A 14913-nucleotide genomic window follows, 5' to 3' on the forward strand; every position below is an offset into this window, starting at 1 on the left:
GGCTCGTGCCGGGGTTTTCGCGGGACCGGCGGCAGAAGGCCCGTGCCGGGCGTTGCGTATGTCCGGTAGGAGGTGGCCGTGCTGGGGTTTCGCGCGCCTGACGGCGGGTGGTTCGTGCCGGGGTTTCGCGGTCCCGGCGGCAGAAGGTTCGTGCCGGGCTTTGCGCATGTCCGGTAGGAGGTCGCAGTGCCGGGCTTTTCGCGTGCCCGGTAGCAGGTGGTCCGGGCTGGGGTTTCGCGTGCCCGGCGCGGGTCTTCGAGGTTTGCGCAGAGTTTGAACTCGCGAGTCCCTGCCATTCATGTCGGTGCGGTCGACTAGCGTGGCACCTAGAGGGAGGCCCAACGATGTCCCGCAAGACTCTCCTCCGCACGGGCCCGCTCTTGGCGGGCGGCATCAGCCCGTACGGACCGCTCGGCCTGACCGGCCCCGGCGGCCTCGCGCTGCCCCCGGGGTTCACCGGCAGGGTCGTGGCCCGCTCGGGCGACAAGGTCGCCGGCCTGACGTGGCACTCGGCGCCCGACGGCGGCGCCTGTTTCCCCGACGGAGCCGGCTGGATCTACGTGTCCAACTCCGAGCTGCCCCTGCTCGGCGGCGCCTCGGCGCTGCGCTTCCGCGCCGACGGCAGCGTCGCCGACGCCTACCGCATCCTGTCGGGCACCGATCTCAACTGCGCGGGCGGCGCGACGCCGTGGCACACGTGGCTGTCGTGCGAGCTCGGCCATCGGGGGCGCGTGTTCGAGTGCGACCCCTACGGCGCGCGGGCCGCGCGTCCCCGCCTGTCCATGGGGCGTTTCAAGCACGAGGCCGCCGCCTGCGATCCCGAGCGGCGCGTCATCTACATGACCGAGGACGAGCCCGACGGCTGCTTCTACCGGTTCCGGCCCGGCGACTGGGGCGACCTGACCGAGGGCACGCTGGAGGTCCTGTGCGGCTCCGGCCGTTGGCAGGCGGTGCCGTCGCCGGCGGCCCTGCTCAAGGAGGCCCGCCACCAGGTCGACGACGCCCGCCACTTCGACGGCGGCGACGGCTGCCACTACGCGGGCGGGGTCTGCTACTTCACCACCAAGGGTGACACCGGGCTGTGGGCGTACGACGCCCAGACCTCGTCGCTCGACCGGCTCTGCGAGGGCGTGCGCGCCATCACCGCCGCCCCGTCGGGCGACCTCTACGTCGCCAGGGAGCGCGCGGAGATCGACGTCATCGCGCCCGACCGCGCGGTGACCCCGTTCCTGCGGCTGGAGGGCTACGACGGGGCCGAGCTGACCGGGCTGGCCTTCTCACCCGCCGGCGAGCGCCTCTACTTCTCGGCCAGACGCGGCCGCACAGAGGGCCACACCTTCGAGGTAACGGGCCCCTTCCGCACCTGAGCCGGCCCTCCGGACAACCCTGGAGAGCTTGGACGAGCTCCGTCCGTCGCTTGTCCCGGGCCGCTTGTGCCGGCCTGGCGGCGTCCCGGCGGACCCGCTCGGCCGGCTCAGCCGGTGAGCCGATGAACCGGTGGGTCGGCTCGGCCGGTGGGCTAATGGTCGGCTCAGGCGGTGGGGCAGTGGGCTGGTGGGTCGGCTCGGGCAGTGGGTCCCTTCCGCACCTGGGTCGGGCCTTCGGGCAGTGGGTCCCTTCCGCACCTGGGTCGGGCTTTCGGGCAAGCCCGGAGAGCCTGGCGAACTCCGTCCGTGAGCTGCCCCGGGCTGTTTGCACCTGGCCGGGGATGTTCTGGCGGGCTCGCTCGGCCAGCTCAGCCGCCCGGCCGGTGGGTCGGCGCAGGCGGTGGGCCTGGGGGACGGTTCGGGCGGTGGGCCTTCCGTGCCGGGGGTGGGCTTTCGGGCAAGCCCAGGGAGCCTGGACGAGCTCCGTTCGTGGCCTGCCCCGGGCCGCTTGTGCCGGACCGTGGACGTCTCGACGGACCCCGCTCAGCCGGTCAGCCGGTGGGTGGGTGAGGCGGTGAACTGGTGCGACGGCTTGGCCGGGGCGGCTCAGACGGTGGGCCGGGTCAGCGGTGGGGTGGTGGGTCGGTGGGCGGGTTCGGGTGGTGGGGTGGGTCAGGTGGTGGGGTGGAGGGCTAGGGACCACATTTGTTCGTTGACCGGGACTCCGTTCTCCATCCCCGCCTCCTGCGACTCCAGCGAGAACCCCGCCGCCTGGTAGATGCGACGCGCGCTCACCAGGCTGTCGCGGGTCCACAGGGTGATCCGCTTGCAGCCCTCGGCCCGGGCGTGCCGCAGGCACTCCTCGACGAGGCGGCGACCGATGCCGAGGCCGCGCGCGGCCGGGTCGACCAGCAGCATGCGCAGCTTGGCCGTGGTGGCGTCCTGGCGGACGTAGAAGACGCAGCCGACCCGCCGGCCGCCGGACTCGGCGATCCAGCCGGTGTCGCGGGTGAGGTCGAGGTCGCCGACGATCCGGGCGACGAGCTGCTCGAACTCGATGCCCCAGCCGTACTCGGAGCTGTAGAGGGCGCCGTGCCGTTCGACGACCCAGCCGAGGTCGCCGGGGCGCGGCGGCCTGATCACGTACGGCTCGCGCTCCCGCTCCGCCGCGCTCAGCAGGGACCTGATCGCCGCCATGCTCGACACCAGCCGCTCCTGGTCGGCCTCGGCCAGGCCGGACATCAGCCGCCCGATCACCTCGGCGGAGCGGGCGTCGAGCCCGGTGAAGACCTCGTCGCCGCCCGGGGTGAGCCGGACGAGCTGCTTGCGCGCGTCGGCGGCGGAGCGCTCGCGGGTGATCAGGCCGTCGGCCTCGAAGCGGGTCAGGATGCGGCTGAGGTAGCCCGCGTCCAGGCCGAGCAGGCCGCGCAGCTCGCCGGTCTCCATCCGCTCCGCCTGGGCGAGCTCGAACAGCACCCTGGCTTCGGTCAGCGAGTACGGCGAGTCGAGCATCCCTGCCTGGAGCGCGCCGATCACTTTCGTATAGAACCGGTTGAAGGCTCTCACCTCAGAGACCCTTGCTTCCGTCAACGAACTCATTGCCGAAGTCAACCATAGGAGGACCCCCGCTGTGAAGTACGTGCGCATAGGCGGATACGGCCCCGGCATCGTCACGGTCGGCGGCGGGCTCACCCGGGTGACGTCACCGTCGTTCCTGGCCGCCCATCCCTCCCTGCCCGTCCTGTACGCCGTGGGCGAGCTCGAACGCGGCTGGCTCACCGCCTTCCAGGCCGACGGGAGCGACCTCGGCCCGCTCGACGAGCGCCCCAGCGAGGGCTCCCACCCCTGCCACGTCGCCGTGGCGCCCGAGGGCGGCCTGCTCGCGGCGGCCAACTACGGCGACGGCACGGCCACCCTCTACCGCCTCGACGAGCGGGGCGCGTTCGAGGGCGAGACGATCGTGCTGCGCCACGAGGGCTCGGGCCCCGACAAGGACCGCCAGGAGGGCCCGCACGCCCACCAGGCCGTCTTCCGCGACGGGCTCGTGCACGTCTCCGACCTCGGCACCGACGAGATCCGCCGCTACCGCTACGACGGCACCGCGCTGGAGCCGATCACCCTGCCGCCCGGCACGGGACCGCGTCACTACGCCTTCTCGGGCTCCCGCCTGTACGTGGCGGGCGAGCTCGACGGCACCGTCACCCTGATCGACGGCGAACGCCGCACGACCGTGCCCGCCTCCCGCCACGAGGGCGCCAACGCCCCCTCCCACCTGCAGCTCGACGGCGACCTCGTCTACGTCGCCAACCGCGGCCCGAACACGATCGCGGTGCTGCGCGCCGCCGACCTGTCGCCGGTCGCCGAGGTGCCCTCGGGCGGCGACTGGCCCAGGCACTTCGCGATCGACGGGGACCGCCTGTACGTGGCCAACCAGAACTCCGGCGAGGTCACGATCTTCACGCTGCGCGACGGCGTCCCCGAGCCGTCGGGGGAGAGGTACGAGGTGGAGAGCCCGGCCTGTGTGCTGATCCGTTAATCACTTCGCCAAGCCGGCACCGTAAGAGGAGCCCGGAGGCGACCATGGCCTCGTGCGCAAGATCCTTCTCGCCCTGGTTCTGCTGGTCGCCTCCTGTGGCGAGCCGCCGCCCGCCGCCCCGCCGCTCACGAGGGCGGCGCCGGCCGCCGAGCCGGCCCGGCCGGACGTGCAGGAGTCGTGGCGGATCACCCGGCACGGCGCCGAGCACGAGATCGAGGGGTACGCCGACCGGGTGAGCGTCCTGCCGGGGGAGCGGTTCGGGCTGCGCGTCTCCACGACCGCGCCGCGCTTCACGGCCAGTGCCTTCCGCATGGGGGCGAACCCGGCCAAGGTGTGGCAGTCGGAGCGGGTCAAGGGGACGCGGCAGGCGCCGATGCGGCTCGTCCGCGGCACGGTGAGCGCCGCCCACTGGACCCCGTCGCTGACGGTGGACACCACGGGCTGGGCGGAGGGCGCGTACCTCATCCGGCTCGACGCCTCCACCGGCGCCCAGCGCTACGTGCCGATCACCGTGCGCTCGGCCTCCACCGCCGGGCGGGTGGTGATCGTGAACGCGGTCACCACCTGGCAGGCGTACAACCTGTGGGGCGGGCGCAGCCTCTACAAGGGCCCCTCCGGGTACGCCGACCGCTCCCGCGCCGTCAGCTTCGACCGCCCCTACGACGGCACCGGCGCCCGTCTCTTCCTCGACTTCGAGAAGGAGGCCCTGGCCGTGGCCGAGGCGAGCGGCGTGCCGCTGGCGTACCTGACCAGCCTCGACCTCGAACCCGGCGCGCTCGACGGGGCCCGCGCGGTCGTGTCGCTGGGCCACGACGAGTACTGGTCGCCGGGCATGCGCCAGGTCGTCACCAGGGCCAGGGACCGGGGCACGAACCTCGCCTTCCTCGGCGCCAACGCCGTCTACTGGCGCATCGCCGTGGACGGCAGGAAGGTCGTCTGCGACAAGGAGGACGACTGCCCCCTGTGGCGCGCGTCGAAGCCGGAGAGCGCGCTGGTGGGGCAGATGTACGACTGCTTCCCCGCCGAGGGCGTCTACCGGGTGACCAGGCCGGGCCACTGGATCTTCGCCGGGACGAAGGGGCGCAGCTTCCCCGGCATGGTGGGCGTGGAGACCGACCGGGTCTCGCGGGGCTCGCCGCGCGACGTCCAGGTGCTGGCCGAGTCGCCGTTCTCGTGCGGCGGCCGGGCGAGCGTCACGCACAGCACGTACTACACGGCGCCGAACGGGGCGGGGGTCTTCGCCTCCGGCACGATGCGCTGGGTGTGCGCGCTGCGCGGCTCACGCTGCGGCCACGGCGTCACCGGGGCGGCCGCTGCCTTCACCCGCCGCGCCACGACCAATCTGCTCACCCGCTTCGCCGCGGGCCCGGCGGGGAAGCCGGAAGCGCCTCGGACGGGATCTGCCCGTTTTCGGGGACAACGAGGGCTATAGCCCCTGATGTCCCCGGCGTCGGTAGCCGACACCTGCACGAAATCTCCGCCAAATCAGGGTTTAGTCTCCGGGCCTGGCGTTTGGTCTAGACCACTGCGTGTGAGGGCGGGCACAATGCCAGTCTGACATGAAGGTCTGGTTCGTGACCCCCTATCGGGAGGAACCCGCCATGCGTATTGGAGTGCTCACCGGAGGCGGCGACTGCCCCGGCCTGAACGCCGTGATCAGGGCAGTGGTGCGTAAGGGGGTGAGCGTCTACGGCCACGAGTTCGTCGGCTTCCGCGACGGCTGGCGCGGCCCCTTGGAAGGCGACACGATGCCGCTCGACATCGGAGCGGTCCGCGGCATCCTGCCACGCGGAGGAACCATCTTGGGCTCCTCCAGGACCAACCCGATCAAGATCGAGGGCGGCGTCGACCGGATCAAGGAGAACCTCGCCTCGACCGGCGTGGACGCGTTGATCGCCATCGGCGGCGAAGACACCCTGGGCGTCGCCAAACAGCTCTACGACCGCCAGGTCAAGGTCGTGGGCGTGCCCAAGACCATCGACAACGACCTGTCGGGCACCGACTACACCTTCGGCTTCGACACCGCGGTCAACATCGCGACGGAGGCCATCGACCGGCTGCACACCACCGCCGAGTCCCACCACCGGGCGCTCATCTGCGAGGTCATGGGCCGCCACGCGGGCTGGATCGCCCTGCACGCGGGCATGGCCGGCGGCGCGAACGTCATCCTCATCCCGGAGAAGCCGTTCGACATCGACCGCGTCTGCGAATACGTCGAGTCCCGCTTCCGCACCCGCTACTCGCCCATCATCGTGGTCGCCGAGGGCGCCCACCCCATCGAAGGCCAGATGGAGCTGCAGGCCGGCACGCTCGACGCCTTCGGTCACGTACGCCTCGGCGGCATCGGCGAGGTGCTGGCCAAGGAGATCGAGAAGCGCACCGGCAAGGAGGCCCGCACCACGGTGCTCGGCCACATCCAGCGCGGCGGCACCCCGACGGCCTACGACCGGGTGCTGGCCACCAGGTTCGGCCTGCAGGCCATCGACGCGGCCCACGAGGGCGACTACGGCAAGATGGTCGCGCTGCGCGGCACCGACATCGTCCGGGTCGGGCTCGACGAGGCCACGGCCGAGCTCAAGACCGTTCCCGTGTCGCGTTACTCCGAGGCGGAGGTGTTCTTCGGTTAGCCGTTGTCCGGCCGGTTGTAAGTGACGTGAAAGCGGGCGGCCGTACCTTCTGGGGCAGCGGGGTTACCGCTACAACCCCCGAGGGGTACGGCTTGCGCCGCAGCGAGTCGGCGGCCCACTACGCGTCGCAAGCCGTACCCAGCACATAGCTCAAGCGCGGGGCGTGCCGAAGAGATCCACCTCCGGCGCGCCCTCGTCGTCGCGCACGCGCAGCCGCCGCCGGTACTCCTGCTCGCTGCGCAGCTCCTTCTCCGACGGCGACAGGATCACGGTGAGCAGCAGGCCGACCGTGATCAGGCTGATGCCCACGATGAGCGGCAGCAGGAAGTCGATGGCCTGGGCCCCCGCGACCGGCATCATCTCCGTGTGCGCGGCGACCGACATCGAGTACATCCCGGTGTAGTGCATGCCCGAGACGGCCACGCCCATGACCAGCGCCGCCCCGCCGATCCGCAGCGCGCCGCTGACCCGCAGCGTGAACCACAGCGCCACCGTGGCCGCGGCGACGGCGATCAGCACGGACAGCGTGACGATGACCGGGTCGTAGGACACCATGCCGGACATGTTCATCGCGGCCATGCCCAGATAGTGCATGCCGGCCACGCCGAGGCCGGTCAGGACTCCGCCGCCGAGCAGGAAGCCGGTTCCCGCGCCGCCGCGCGTGGCCCCGTGGGAGGCCAGGAAGAGGCCCATGCCCACGACGACGACGGCGAGGATCGCCGAGGCGGCGGTGAGCGGCACGTCGTACCGGATCACCGAGCCGTGCACGGAGAAGCCGAGCATGGCGATGAAGTGCATCGTCCAGATGCCGGTGCCGCCGATCGCGAACGCGGCCCCGGCCAGCCAGAACTTGGCCTCGCGGCCGCCTGTCAGCCGCGCGCGCGAGGTCAGCAGGAGGCCGAGCATCGACCCCACGCTGGACATGACGTACGCGAGCACGGGCGTTAACAGCCCGAAAGAGAAGTGATCAACCGGCGACATTCCCCCACCCATCCCTTACGCACCGATAAGGGAGTATGAACAGGGAGTCGTCGCGCGCGCAACTACCTTCGTCGGGCCTGCATCGGCTGCTGCTGCGGCACCGGGGCGGGATAGGTGAGCTGCTGCTGCTGGGCGGTGCGGCGGCGCAGTTCGAGCTTGGCCACGAGTTCGGCGTCCTCGTGCAGTTCCTCCTCCGAGGGCGACAGGATCACCATGAGCAGCATGGTCAGGGTGATCAGGCTGATCACGGTCATGAGCGGGACCAGGAAGTCGAGCGCGTCGGCGCCGGAGACGGGGGAGGCCTCGGGGTCGACGGAGACGTGCATGGCGTACATGCCGGTGTAGTGCATGCCGGCCACGGCCAGGCCCATGACCAGGGCGGCGCCGGTGATCCAGATGGGCCGCTTGACGCGGAGGGTGAACCACAGCGCGACCGTGGCGGCCACGATGGCGATGGCCACGGAGGCGCCCACGGTGAGGCGGTCGTAGGAGACGTGGGCGGACATGTTCATGGCGTACATGCCGAGGTAGTGCATGGAGGCCACGCCGAGCCCCGTGAGCAGGCCGCCGCCGAGCAGCGCGATGGCGCGCCCGCGCCCGTAGGAGACCAGGAACAGACCGGTGCCGACGACCACGATGGCGACCACGGCCGACGCGGCGGTGAGCCAGACGTCGTACTTGATCTGGATGCCCTCCACCTCGAAGCCCATCATCGCGATGAAGTGCATGACCCAGACGCCGGTGCCCCCGATGGAGATGGCCGCCCCCAGCAGCCAGCGCACGCGGGCGCCGCCGCGCGAGGCGTGCGCCTGCGCGGTGAGCCGCAGCCCGAGCATCGAGCCGATGCAGGACATGACGTATGCGAGCAACGGCGTGAGCAGTCCGTAGGTGAAATGATTCACGGCGGTCATCTATCGGTTCCTTGCATTAGGGGTCCCCGGATTCTGCCATCCGGGATGTCCCTTTCGCATGGATATCGCAACTATCGGTCAACCCGGCGTGTCGGAAACGTGAGAGAGTCTCATGGCTATCGAGGGCCCTTTCTGGCGGGCGATCGCCGTCTTCCGCGTGGCCTCGCTGGCGTACGCGGCCGTCCTCATGGCCCAGCACGGCGGCTACGCCCGGCCGGTGCTCGGCTGGCTGGTCATCGGCGTGATGGCGCTGTGGACCGCGGGGGCCACGTTCGCCTACGCCCGCGCGGCGCTGCGCCGGTGGCCGCTGCTCGCCGCCGACCTGGTCGTGACGCTGGCCTGCCTGCTGGCCAGCCCGTACGTGGAGGGTGCGCGGCAGGACGGGGCCGGCACGCTGCCCGTGCCCGCGACCTGGGTGGCCGGCCCCGTGCTGGCCTGGGCCGTGCACGGAGGCCGGCGGGCCGGCGCGCTGGCCGCCGCCGTCGTCGCGGCCGGTGACCTGTGGCTGCGCGTGCGCGCCGAGGACGTGCCCGTCTCCATCAACGGCACGGTGCTGCTGTTCCTGGCCGGCGTCGTGGTCGGTGACGTGGCCCGGCTGGCCAGGCGGGCCGAGGAACGCATGCAGCGCGCCACCGAGATGGAGGCCGCCCAGCGTGAGCGCGAGCGCCTGGCCCGCGGCATCCACGACTCGGTGCTGCAGGTGCTCGCCCTGGTGCAGCGGCGCGGGCAGCGGCTCGGCGGCGAGGCGGCCGAGCTGGGACGCCTGGCGGGCGAGCAGGAGGCGGCGCTGCGCCAGCTCGTCGCGGCCGGCCCGCCGCCACCCCGGGGCGGCGCCGACCTGCGCGGGCTCCTCGGCCGCCACGGCTCGCCCGAGGTCACGATCTCCACTCCCGCCACGCCGCTGGTGCTGCCCACCGAGGTGGCCGAGGAACTGGCCGCCGCCGTGGGGGCCGCCCTCGACAACGTGCGCGCGCACTGCGGGGCCGGGGCGCGGGCGTGGGTCCTGGCGGAGTCGTGCGACGGGGCCGTGACCGTCACGGTCAGGGACGAGGGGCCCGGCATCCCCGAGGGGCGGCTGGAGCAGGCGGCGGCCGACGGGCGGATGGGGGTGGCCAGGTCGATCAGGGGGCGGGTGGCCGAGCTGGGCGGGCGGGTGTCGATCGTGAGCGTCCCCGGCCAGGGCACGGAGGTCGAGATCACGGTCCCGGTCTGACCCTGGGCACGCGGCCCGGCTCCGAGGCGGGGATCCGTGGCGGGGATCCGTGGCGGGGATCCGAGGCGGAGATCCGAGGCGGAGATCTGGACGGGGATCTGGGGCGGGGATCCGGGGCCGCCGCGACCCGCGGGCGGGGTGCGGTGCCGCGTTAGAGTGACGGCATGGTGCGGGTCATGGTGGTGGACGACCATCCCATGTGGCGTGACGGCGTCGCCAGAGACCTCACGGAGGCGGGCTACGAGGTCGTGGCCGCCGTGGGCGAGGGGCGGCAGGCGGTGCGCGTGGCCGGGGCGGTGCGGCCCGACGTGGTGGTGCTCGACCTGCACCTGCCCGACCTGCCCGGCCCCGAGGTGGCCGCGCGGCTGGCCGCGGTGGAGCCGGCGCCCAGGGTGCTGGTGCTGTCGGCCAGCGCCGAGCAGGAGGACGTGCTGGAGGCGGTCAAGGCCGGCGCATCGGGATATCTGGTGAAATCGGCGGGCCGGGAGGAGTTCCTCGACGCGGTCCGGCGCACGGCCGACGGCGACGCCGTGTTCACGCCGGGCCTGGCCGGGCTGGTGCTCGGCGAATACCGGCGCCTGGCCGCGCAGCCCACCGGCCCGGGCGACGGATCGGCCGGGGCGGCCGGCGGTGCTTCCGGTGGCCGGCCGCGGCTGACCGAGCGGGAGACCGAGGTGCTCAGGCTGGTCGCCAAGGGGCTGTCGTACAGACAGATCGCCGAACGACTCGTGCTCTCCCACCGCACGGTCCAGAACCACGTGCAGAACACCCTCGGCAAGCTGCAGTTGCACAACAGGGTGGAGCTCGTTCGATATGCGATCGAGCGGGGACTCGACGCGGACTAAACTCGATGGGTCGCGACGTTGCCATCAACGGCGCATTTCCCCATCATCCCCGGAGGTTCCACCATGACGATGTCCGCCCTGGGCGAGCCGTGCGTTCTGCTCAAGCTGGGCGAGATCGTCCTCAAGGGCAAGAACCGCGAGCTCTTCGAGCGCCGCCTCATCAGCAACATCCGCGAGGCGATCGAGCCGCTCGGCGTCAGGACCGACGTACGGAAGCGGCACGGCGTGATCGCGATCTTCCTGCCCCAGGGCGCCACCGCCGAGCAGGCCGACGCGGTGGCCCAGCGGGTCGCCGACGTGCCGGGGCTGGTCTGGATCCACCGCGCCTGGCGGATCGCCAAGGACCCCGACGCGGTGCTGAAGGCCGGGCTCGAACTGGTCGGCGAGAGCGAGGAGGCCAAGCGGGGCGCCCGCTTCGCGGTCCGCTCCCGCCGCCGTGACAAGCGCTTCCCGCTGCGCTCCAACGAGCTCGACCGGCTGGTCGGCGGCGCCATCAACGACGAGTACGGCCTGCCGGTCGACCTGAGGAACCCCGAGCTGACGGTGTTCATCGAGGTCGACAGGGACGAGGTGTTCGTCTTCACCGGCGGCATCCCCGGCCAGGGCGGCCTGCCCGTCGGCAGCAGCGGCAGGGCGCTGGTGCTCATGTCGGGCGGCATCGACTCGCCCGTGGCCGCGTACCGGATGATGCGGCGCGGCCTGCACGTCGACTTCCTGCACTTCTCCGGCATCCCGTTCACCACGTCGGAGTCGATCTACAAGGCGTACGCGCTGGTCAGGAAGCTCGACCGGTTCCAGGGCAGGTCGCGGCTGTGGGTGGTGCCGTTCGGCAAGGCGCAGCAGTCGATCCGCACCTCCGGCCAGGACCGGCTGGCGGTGATCGCGCAGCGGCGGCTGATGCTGAAGACGGCCGAGGAGGTCGCCCACCGCATCCGCGCCTCCGCCCTGATCACCGGCGACGCGCTCGGGCAGGTCTCCTCCCAGACACTGACCAACATCACGGCCCAGGACAACGCCGTCGAGCTGCCGATCCTGCGCCCGCTCGTGGGCTGGGACAAGACCGAGATCATGGCCGAGGCCCGGCGCATCGGCACGCTGGAGATCTCCGAGCTGCCCGACGAGGACTGCTGCTCGCTGCTGGCGCCCAAGCGGGCCGAGACCCGGGCCAAGATCGAGGATCTCAAGCAGATCGAGAAGCGCCTCGACGCCGAGGAGCTGTGCGTGCAGCTGGCCGACTCGATCCAGGAATACACCCTGTGACCGCCCCGCCGCCGGCCCCGTAGGCGGCGGGACGGCGGCTCAGGCGTCGACCTTGAACGGGTCGTGCTGGGCCAGCAGCTTGTCCAGCCTGGCCTGGTCGACCCGGTTGGTGACCTCCGACAGCTCCTGCCGGTCGCGTACCACCTTGCACAGGGTGATCGTCGAGGTGACGACGTACAGCAGGCCGAGGGCGAGGAAGGCCTTCACCCACGCCTGGGCGGGCAGGTAGGCCAGGGCGATGACCATGGAGGTCAGCGAGACGGCGAACGACAGGATCGCCTGCGCGTGGAAGGCGGCGGTCCTCGTGGGCTGGATGGGCTTCGTCATGCGGTCATCGTGCCGTCGCGCGGGCGTCGCGCGCATGAGGATTCGTACTCAAGTTACCCATGAGTAGGACATCGGGCGCGTACCCGGGCGCGAGCCGCCGGGGCTCCGATGGCAGGATGGCCCAAGACGCGAGACCGGTGAGGGGAGTGATCGTGGAGGAGTCGCGCCTGCCTCCAGGCCAGTACGTCCCGCGCGGCCGGCCCGTGATCCACTACGGCCGGGTGCCCGCCTTCAAGCCGGACACCTGGGACTTCCGCGTCTTCGGCGCCACCGCCTCGGGCGAGGAGCGCCACTTCACCTGGGCCGAGTTCGAGCAGCTGCCCCGCACCACCCGCGTCGCCGACTTCCACTGCGTCACCAAGTTCTCCCTCATGGCCAACGAGTGGTGCGGAGTCACCCCCGACACGATCATGCGGGCCGCCCCGCCCGCCCCCGGCGTACGCCATGTGATGATCTGGGCCGAATACGGCTACAGCGCCAACCTGCGGATGGCCGACTTCGCCGCGCAGGACACGCTGTTCGCCCTGGAGCTCGACGAGAAACCGCTCAGCCCCGACCGCGGCTTCCCGGTGCGGGCCGTGGTCCCCCACCTGTACGCGTGGAAGAGCGTCAAGTGGGTGCGCGGCATCGAATACCTCCTGGAGGACCGCAGAGGCTTCTGGGAGGAGCGCGGCTACCACAACCTGGCCGACCCCTGGCGCGAACAGCGCTACTCCTACCAGGAAGAACCCGGCGAAGGCCCGGCCTGACGTCACCTCCTCTTCACCCTCTGTTTCGCTTCGGACACGGTAGGTTGTCGACTACGGTTTCGGCATGCTGACCACCGCGTGCGTGGCGCTGTCCTCCCTCCTGGCCTTCCTGCTCGGCCTCGCGCTGGCGCGGCTCCTGTGGTGCCGTCCCGCGCCGCCGGGCGAGCACAGGACGGACGACGCGACCTTCACCGCGCTGCACCTCGCCGCGATGGCCGCCCCCGCCCTGCGGGCCGGCCTCGACCGTGACTCCGCCCGCAGGGCCGTGCGGCATCTGCGCGTCCTGCTCGGCACCCGCGCCGTCGCGATCACCTCCACGGAGGCGGCGCTGGCCTGGGAGGGGCCGTGCACCGACGACGTGCTCACCTACGCCCGCGCCACCCTGGCCGCCGGCCGCACCCAGGTCTTCCCCGGCCGGGCGCTGCCGCACGAGCGCGCCTCCGACGCCGGGCCTGATCGCGGGCCTGATCGCGGGCCTGATCGCGGGCCCGAGCATGGGGCGGTCGTGGTGCCGCTGACCGTGGACGGCACCGTGGTCGGCGCGCTGGCGGCCTTCGACGACGAGGTGAGCGCCGCGCTCGTGCGTACCGTCGCCGAGGTCGGCCGCTGGGTCTCCGGCCAGCTGGAGCTGGCCGAGCTCGACGTCTCCCGCCGCCGCGCGCTGGAGGCCGAGATGCGCGCCCTGCGCGCGCAGATCTCGCCGCACTTCGTCTACAACGCGCTCACCACGATCGCCTCGTTCGTCCGCACCGACCCCGCGCGGGCCCGCGAGCTGCTGCTCGACTTCGCCGACTTCTCCCGGTACGCGCTGCGCCGCGCGCACGACTTCACCACCCTGGCCGACGAGCTGACCTGCGTCGACCGGTACCTGCTGCTGGAGCGCGCCCGCTTCGGCGACAAGCTGCGCTTCAGCATGCAGGTGGCCCCTGAGGTGCTGTCCGTGCTGGTGCCGTTCCTGTGCCTGCAACCGCTGGTCGAGAACGCCATCAAGCACGGCATGCGCGGCCCCGGCACCCCCGGCGAGGTACGCGTCGTCGTCCGCGACGCCGGCCCCGAGGCGCACATCACGGTCGAGGACGACGGCGCCGGCATGGATCCGGAGTGCGCCCGGCGCATGCTCGACGAGGACCCGGCCCGCGAGGGCAGCGGCATCGGCCTGGCCAACGTGGACCTGCGCCTGCGCCAGATCTACGGCGACGGCTACGGGCTCGTGGTGGAGACGGCGCTCGGCGCGGGCACGAAGGTCCGGCTGCGCGTGCCCAAGAGTCATCTCAGCTCTCTGTAGCCGAATCATTACGCTATGCTTGCGTGGCTCTGGTGACCTCTGCTTTCCTACGGCAGCGTGATGGACATGTTGAGAGTTCTGGCCGTCGACGACGAAGTGCCTGCTCTGGAGGAGCTCGCCTATCTGTTGCGCCAGGACGACCGGATCGAACACGTCACGACCGCGGCCGACGGCGTCACCGCACTGCAGGACATGGTCCAGATGGTCGGCGGCGGCGAGCGGCTCGACGGGGTCTTCCTCGACATCCGCATGCCCGGCCTCGACGGGCTCGACCTCGCCCGGCTGGTCGGCGGCTTCCCCAGCCCGCCCAAGCTCGTGTTCGTCACGGCGCACGAGGAGTGCGCCGTGCAGGCGTTCGAGCTGGAGGCCGTCGACTACCTGCTCAAGCCGGTCAGGGCCGAGCGGCTGGCCGAGGCGGTGCGCAGGCTGGAGGCCGCCAGCGGCCCCGCGCCGCTGCCGGGGCAGGACGACGTCATCCCGGTCGAGCTGGGCGGGCGCACCAGGTTCGTGCCGCAGCAGGCCGTCTGGTACGCCGAGGCCAAGGGCGACTACGTGCGCCTGCACACCGCCGACGGCAGCTACCTCGTCCGCATGTCGCTGGCCGCCCTGGAACGGCGCTGGGCGGAGGCGGGCTTCATCCGCGTGCACCGCAGCACGCTCGTCGCGGCGCGGCACGTCAGCGAGCTCAGGTTCGAGGGCGGGCGGGTGACGCTCACCGTCGGCACCGAGGAACTGCAGGTCAGCAGGCGGCACAGCCGGCAGGTACGCGAGCAGCTCGTCCGCCAGCACCGGGACGTGATCTCGTGAGGACG

14 protein-coding genes are annotated in these 14913 nt (G+C 71.9%); 10 read left to right on the forward strand and 4 right to left on the reverse strand.

Going from position 1 to position 14913, the window contains the following annotated elements; genetic code table 11:
• Positions 1–344: 344 nt before the first annotated feature.
• Positions 345–1367, forward strand: a complete 1023-nt coding sequence (locus tag B0I32_RS26690; protein ID WP_106244458.1) for an alkaline phosphatase PhoX — start codon at positions 345–347, stop codon at positions 1365–1367.
• A 672-nt stretch (positions 1368–2039) separates the two neighbouring features.
• On the opposite strand, the gene B0I32_RS26700 is transcribed toward B0I32_RS26690, so the two are convergent.
• Positions 2040–2933, reverse strand: coding sequence for a bifunctional helix-turn-helix transcriptional regulator/GNAT family N-acetyltransferase (locus tag B0I32_RS26700; RefSeq protein WP_245956044.1), 894 nt, complete (start codon positions 2931–2933; stop codon positions 2040–2042).
• Positions 2934–2997: 64 nt separating this feature from the next.
• Between B0I32_RS26700 and B0I32_RS26705 the strand changes: the two genes are divergently transcribed.
• The 3 genes from B0I32_RS26705 (at position 2998) to B0I32_RS26715 (ending at position 6530) form a co-directional block, all read left to right on the forward strand.
• On the forward strand, positions 2998–3903 hold the full coding sequence (locus tag B0I32_RS26705; RefSeq protein ID WP_181307813.1) for a lactonase family protein: 906 nt from the start codon (positions 2998–3000) through the stop codon (positions 3901–3903).
• 52 nt (positions 3904–3955) lie between these two features.
• Complete coding sequence (locus B0I32_RS26710; protein WP_106244461.1) at positions 3956–5335, forward strand: N,N-dimethylformamidase beta subunit family domain-containing protein; 1380 nt, start codon at positions 3956–3958, stop codon at positions 5333–5335.
• A gap of 169 nt (positions 5336–5504) precedes the next feature.
• Complete coding sequence (locus tag B0I32_RS26715) at positions 5505–6530, forward strand: 6-phosphofructokinase (protein ID WP_106244870.1); 1026 nt, start codon at positions 5505–5507, stop codon at positions 6528–6530.
• 150 nt (positions 6531–6680) lie between these two features.
• Here the strand turns inward: B0I32_RS26715 and B0I32_RS26720 are convergent, their stop codons facing one another.
• The gene (locus B0I32_RS26720; protein WP_106244463.1) at positions 6681–7511 is read right to left on the reverse strand and encodes an MHYT domain-containing protein; all 831 of its coding nucleotides are present in this window, start codon (positions 7509–7511) and stop codon (positions 6681–6683) included.
• Between the two features lie 62 nt (positions 7512–7573).
• On the reverse strand, positions 7574–8422 hold the full coding sequence (locus B0I32_RS26725; protein ID WP_181307815.1) for an MHYT domain-containing protein: 849 nt from the start codon (positions 8420–8422) through the stop codon (positions 7574–7576).
• A 112-nt stretch (positions 8423–8534) separates the two neighbouring features.
• Between B0I32_RS26725 and macS the strand changes: the two genes are divergently transcribed.
• From macS to thiI, 3 genes are all read left to right on the forward strand, one after another.
• Positions 8535–9635, forward strand: coding sequence for a MacS family sensor histidine kinase (macS, locus tag B0I32_RS26730; protein WP_106244464.1), 1101 nt, complete (start codon positions 8535–8537; stop codon positions 9633–9635).
• Positions 9636–9799: 164 nt separating this feature from the next.
• Positions 9800–10480: a response regulator gene (locus B0I32_RS26735; RefSeq protein ID WP_106244466.1), complete on the forward strand. Its 681-nt coding sequence runs from the start codon at positions 9800–9802 to the stop codon at positions 10478–10480.
• Between the two features lie 63 nt (positions 10481–10543).
• A complete protein-coding gene (gene thiI, locus B0I32_RS26740; RefSeq protein WP_106244467.1) occupies positions 10544–11740 on the forward strand; it encodes a tRNA uracil 4-sulfurtransferase ThiI in 1197 nt (398 codons plus the stop codon).
• 39 nt (positions 11741–11779) lie between these two features.
• On the opposite strand, the gene B0I32_RS26745 is transcribed toward thiI, so the two are convergent.
• Entirely contained in the window at positions 11780–12067 is a 288-nt protein-coding gene (locus tag B0I32_RS26745; RefSeq protein WP_106244469.1) for a YiaA/YiaB family inner membrane protein, read from the reverse strand.
• A gap of 152 nt (positions 12068–12219) precedes the next feature.
• Here B0I32_RS26745 and B0I32_RS26750 point away from each other — a divergent pair, with 152 nt between their 5' ends.
• The 3 genes from B0I32_RS26750 to B0I32_RS26760 all read left to right on the forward strand — a co-directional run bounded on the left by B0I32_RS26750 (position 12220) and on the right by B0I32_RS26760 (position 14908).
• A complete protein-coding gene (locus tag B0I32_RS26750; RefSeq protein WP_245956045.1) occupies positions 12220–12816 on the forward strand; it encodes a molybdopterin-dependent oxidoreductase in 597 nt (198 codons plus the stop codon).
• Between the two features lie 64 nt (positions 12817–12880).
• Positions 12881–14101: a sensor histidine kinase gene (locus B0I32_RS26755; protein WP_106244472.1), complete on the forward strand. Its 1221-nt coding sequence runs from the start codon at positions 12881–12883 to the stop codon at positions 14099–14101.
• Between the two features lie 66 nt (positions 14102–14167).
• Positions 14168–14908: a LytR/AlgR family response regulator transcription factor gene (locus B0I32_RS26760; RefSeq protein ID WP_106244874.1), complete on the forward strand. Its 741-nt coding sequence runs from the start codon at positions 14168–14170 to the stop codon at positions 14906–14908.
• The last annotated feature ends 5 nt before the right edge of the window (positions 14909–14913 follow it).

It is taken from the genome of Nonomuraea fuscirosea, assembly GCF_003001935.1.
Classification (GTDB): Bacteria; Actinomycetota; Actinomycetes; order Streptosporangiales; family Streptosporangiaceae; genus Nonomuraea; species Nonomuraea fuscirosea.

What these genes read in the sequence shown, in the direction of transcription:
- B0I32_RS26690 (WP_106244458.1), top strand. Translation starts at nt 345, where the DNA reads ATGTCCCGCAAGACTCTCCTCCGCACGGGCCCGCTCTTGGCGGGCGGC.
- B0I32_RS26715 (WP_106244870.1), top strand. Translation starts at nt 5,505, where the DNA reads ATGCGTATTGGAGTGCTCACCGGAGGCGGCGACTGCCCCGGCCTGAAC.
- B0I32_RS26720 (WP_106244463.1), bottom strand. Translation starts at nt 7,511, where the DNA reads ATGTCGCCGGTTGATCACTTCTCTTTCGGGCTGTTAACGCCCGTGCTC.
- B0I32_RS26725 (WP_181307815.1), bottom strand. Translation starts at nt 8,422, where the DNA reads ATGACCGCCGTGAATCATTTCACCTACGGACTGCTCACGCCGTTGCTC.
- macS (WP_106244464.1), top strand. Translation starts at nt 8,535, where the DNA reads ATGGCTATCGAGGGCCCTTTCTGGCGGGCGATCGCCGTCTTCCGCGTG.
- B0I32_RS26735 (WP_106244466.1), top strand. Translation starts at nt 9,800, where the DNA reads ATGGTGCGGGTCATGGTGGTGGACGACCATCCCATGTGGCGTGACGGC.
- thiI (WP_106244467.1), top strand. Translation starts at nt 10,544, where the DNA reads ATGACGATGTCCGCCCTGGGCGAGCCGTGCGTTCTGCTCAAGCTGGGC.
- B0I32_RS26745 (WP_106244469.1), bottom strand. Translation starts at nt 12,067, where the DNA reads ATGACGAAGCCCATCCAGCCCACGAGGACCGCCGCCTTCCACGCGCAG.
- B0I32_RS26755 (WP_106244472.1), top strand. Translation starts at nt 12,881, where the DNA reads ATGCTGACCACCGCGTGCGTGGCGCTGTCCTCCCTCCTGGCCTTCCTG.
- B0I32_RS26760 (WP_106244874.1), top strand. Translation starts at nt 14,168, where the DNA reads ATGTTGAGAGTTCTGGCCGTCGACGACGAAGTGCCTGCTCTGGAGGAG.